The sequence below is a fragment of the uncultured Campylobacter sp. genome, from assembly GCF_938045225.1.
Lineage (GTDB): Bacteria > Campylobacterota > Campylobacteria > Campylobacterales > Campylobacteraceae > Campylobacter_A.
In genome coordinates this window covers 1-3,002 of the sequence record NZ_CALINL010000173.1, presented here as the reverse complement: position 1 = coordinate 3,002, position 3,002 = coordinate 1, and the positions used below count along the sequence as shown (strand labels likewise).

Annotated in this window: 3 protein-coding genes; 1 reads left to right on the top strand and 2 read right to left on the bottom strand. The window is 41.6% G+C overall.

Features of this window, described 5'->3' with window-relative positions:
- Positions 1-350: 350 nt before the first annotated feature.
- The gene (locus tag Q0200_RS06445; RefSeq protein ID WP_297939202.1) at positions 351-791 is read left to right on the top strand and encodes a hypothetical protein; all 441 of its coding nucleotides are present in this window, start codon (positions 351-353) and stop codon (positions 789-791) included.
- A 190-nt stretch (positions 792-981) separates the two neighbouring features.
- Here Q0200_RS06445 and Q0200_RS06440 read toward each other — a convergent pair whose 3' ends face one another.
- Both Q0200_RS06440 and Q0200_RS06435 read right to left on the bottom strand, forming a co-directional pair.
- Positions 982-1,470, bottom strand: coding sequence for an ankyrin repeat domain-containing protein (locus Q0200_RS06440; RefSeq protein ID WP_297939199.1), 489 nt, complete (start codon positions 1,468-1,470; stop codon positions 982-984).
- Positions 1,467-2,903: a catalase gene (locus Q0200_RS06435; protein ID WP_297939196.1), complete on the bottom strand. Its 1,437-nt coding sequence runs from the start codon at positions 2,901-2,903 to the stop codon at positions 1,467-1,469. The genes Q0200_RS06440 and Q0200_RS06435 overlap by 4 nt, the downstream gene beginning before the upstream one ends.
- Positions 2,904-3,002 lie beyond the last annotated feature (99 nt).

Below are 3,002 nucleotides of genomic sequence, written 5' to 3'. Positions count from 1 at the left end.
GCTTGACGGACTGGCTTGTCCAGTCTACGCCTATTTTTCGCTTCGTAACCCTTAAAATCTCTCCAAGATATAATGTCTCTTGCATTTTTTAGATAAATTTTAAATTCGCCGTGACTTTTGAGTAGTTTTTGAGCGCTTTTTGAAGGGCTAGTAAAAATAAATACTTACGGACGACCGATCCGCTCCGTTTTATTTTTACGTCGTAACTTCAAAAATCATCTCAAGATATAACGCCTTTTTGTTTAAATTTACGGTTTTTGCGAATTATTTGCCGCGAGTTTAGCGTGCGAAATTTACAAAACAAGCAAGCGGATTGCTAAATTTTACGGCAATCTTGCAAAAGGAAACGATTGAGCCCGAAAAATCTAGTTTCAAATTTCATTTCAGCGAGTGATGAAATGCTTGCTTTTTTGTCAAATTTAGGCCAAAAGTGGCGTATTAGCGACGACGGAGCGGAGTTTATAGAGCGAAATTTTACTTTTGTCGGCTCAAAACCGGTTTTGCAAAATTTAAAAGACTATAAAACGGCTGATTATAAAAATTTTGCCGATATTAAAAACTTTCTAAACTCAAATCCAAATATCCAAATTAAAATTTTAAGTGGCGAGATAAGTTGCGTCGGAGACAATCTAAGCGGCACAGGGGTCAAATTTGCCCCCGAGTATTTTTACGATTTTTTAAAATTTACGGTTGAAAACATCCCAGAGCATCGCTATTTTTGCGCTCCTGAAGCGGGCTGGATTTTACTCGTCGCGATGGAGGGATATGTAGAATTTGCTATTCTAAATTAACGGACTCGCTAGATTTAGTCCGCCTATAAGCTTGCGTAATCGCCGCAAATCAGCCTTGCGCATGCTGTTGCTTAAAATTGAGCAAATTTGCAAAATACGCTACCGTTTCCTATCTTTAGTTGCCTGTGTTAAAGTTTCTAAACCCAGCCTTAAATCAGACGGAGTTTAGAAGGTTGTAAATGAGTCAAATTTAGGCGGTTTTTGCACTCTTGTTGCTAAAAATTTCTAAAAATTTAACCGCTAGTTTTTGAAATATATTTTCTTTTTTATGTTTGCCGAGTAAAAATTTTGCCGTTTCGCTTCTACCAAACATCACCGCAAAGGCGCAAGGCGTCATACCTAATCCATTTTTTGCTTCGATATCGGCTCCGGCATCAACTAGCGCTTTTACTACATCTAAGTGCCCCTTAAATGCAGCGCTCGCAAGCGGAGTTTGCCCGCGATCGTTGCGTTCATCTACTCTAGCGCCGTTTGAGAGCAGCATATTTACGGTATTTAGAGCATTGTTGTAGCTAGCCAGCATCAAAAGCGTATCGCCTTTTGCTGATTTTAAATTTACGCTAAGCCCCGCCTTTATCATCTTTTCTAGCTCGTCTGCTTCGTCTTGCCTCGCAAAATCAAGCGCCATGGCGCAAAGTTCGCTGTATCTTTGCTCTTCAGCTTGCGTTAAATTTGTCAAATTTTAGCCTTTAGCGCTGCTCTGACGCCGTTTGCGTACTCTGGCGAGATTTGCTCAAAGTGACCTATCGCGCGCTCTTTTATCGCTTTGCTCACGCCAGCCATACTCTCTGCGATATTGCTAAAAAGCTGTGATTTTTGGCTATCGTTCATTAGTGCAAAAAGCGCTCTGGGTTGCGAGTAATAATCCTGATCCTCAGCTCTATGGTCGTATCTTTGCATTGCGCCTTCTAAATTTATATCAGGCTCTAGCAGGTTTCTATCCTCTTTGCCGCCGCCAAAGCTGTTTGGTTCATAGTAGGCTTTATCGTCGAGTTTATACATTCCGTTATTCATCGCACCGCCCACGACGTAGGTGTTTATTTCGCTTATCGGACGATTTACGCTTAGTTGTGCGTAGTGCGTGCCTATGCGATATCTTTGAGCGTCCGGATAGCTAAAGATTCTTGCTTGAAGCATTTTATCGGGGCTAAAGCTGATACCAGGGACTATATTTGACGGGCTAAATGCGGCTTGCTCTACTTCGTTGAAGTAATTTTTAGGGTTTTCATTTAGCGTCATGACGCCAACGTCGATAAGCGGAAATTCCTTATGCGACCATGTTTTGGTTAGGTCAAACGGGTTAAATTTGACGCTTTTTGCCTGATCTTGGGTCATTATTTGGATTTTAAAATCCCAACTTGGAAAATCTCCTTTTTCTATACTTTCAAAGAGGTCTCTTTGGTTGCTCTCCCTGTCTTTTGCGATTATTTGCGCGGCTTCATCGTTGGTTAAATTTTTAATGCCTTGACGAGTTTTGAAGTGAAATTTGACCCAGAATCTCTCGTTTTTGTCATTTATCAAGCTATAGGTGTGGCTGCCAAATCCATGCATATGGCGGTAGCTAGCAGGTATGCCGCGGTCGCTCATTAAAATCGTAACTTGATGCATAGTTTCAGGGCTCAAACTCCAAAAATCCCAAGCGGCTTCGTTTGAGCGTAGATGCGTGCGCGGGTCGCGTTTTTGAGTATGGATGAAATCGGGAAATTTATATGGGTCTTTGATGAAAAATACCGGAGTGTTGTTGCCGACTAAGTCCCAGTTGCCCTCTTTTGTGTAAAATTTAATCGCAAAGCCCCTTACGTCGCGCTCGGCATCGGCAGCTCCGGCCTCTCCGGCTACGGTAGAAAATCTCAGGAGTAGCCTCGTTTTCTCGCCTTTTTGCAAGACGTTTGCTTTCGTATAGCGTGAGATATCGTGCGTGATCTCTAGAGTACCGTACGCAGCGCTACCTTTTGCATGGACGGCTCTTTCCGGGATGCGTTCTCTGTTTTGGTGGGCTAGCTTTTCAAGTAGTTGATAATCTTGCAGCATTATGCCGCCGCGGCTGCCCGCAGTGAGCGAGTTTTGATTGTCAGCTATCGGATTGCCCGAAGTGGTAGTTAGTTTTTTCATATTTTTTCCTCTTTAATAAAAATTATCATTTCAGAATTATACTTATTTAGGATAAGATTTTTATTAAATAATAAAAATTACTAATAAATAATTTTATAA

Coding starts and splice junctions, on each gene's coding strand:
- Q0200_RS06435 (WP_297939196.1), bottom strand. CDS start 2,903: ATGAAAAAACTAACTACCACTTCGGGCAATCCGATAGCTGACAATCAA.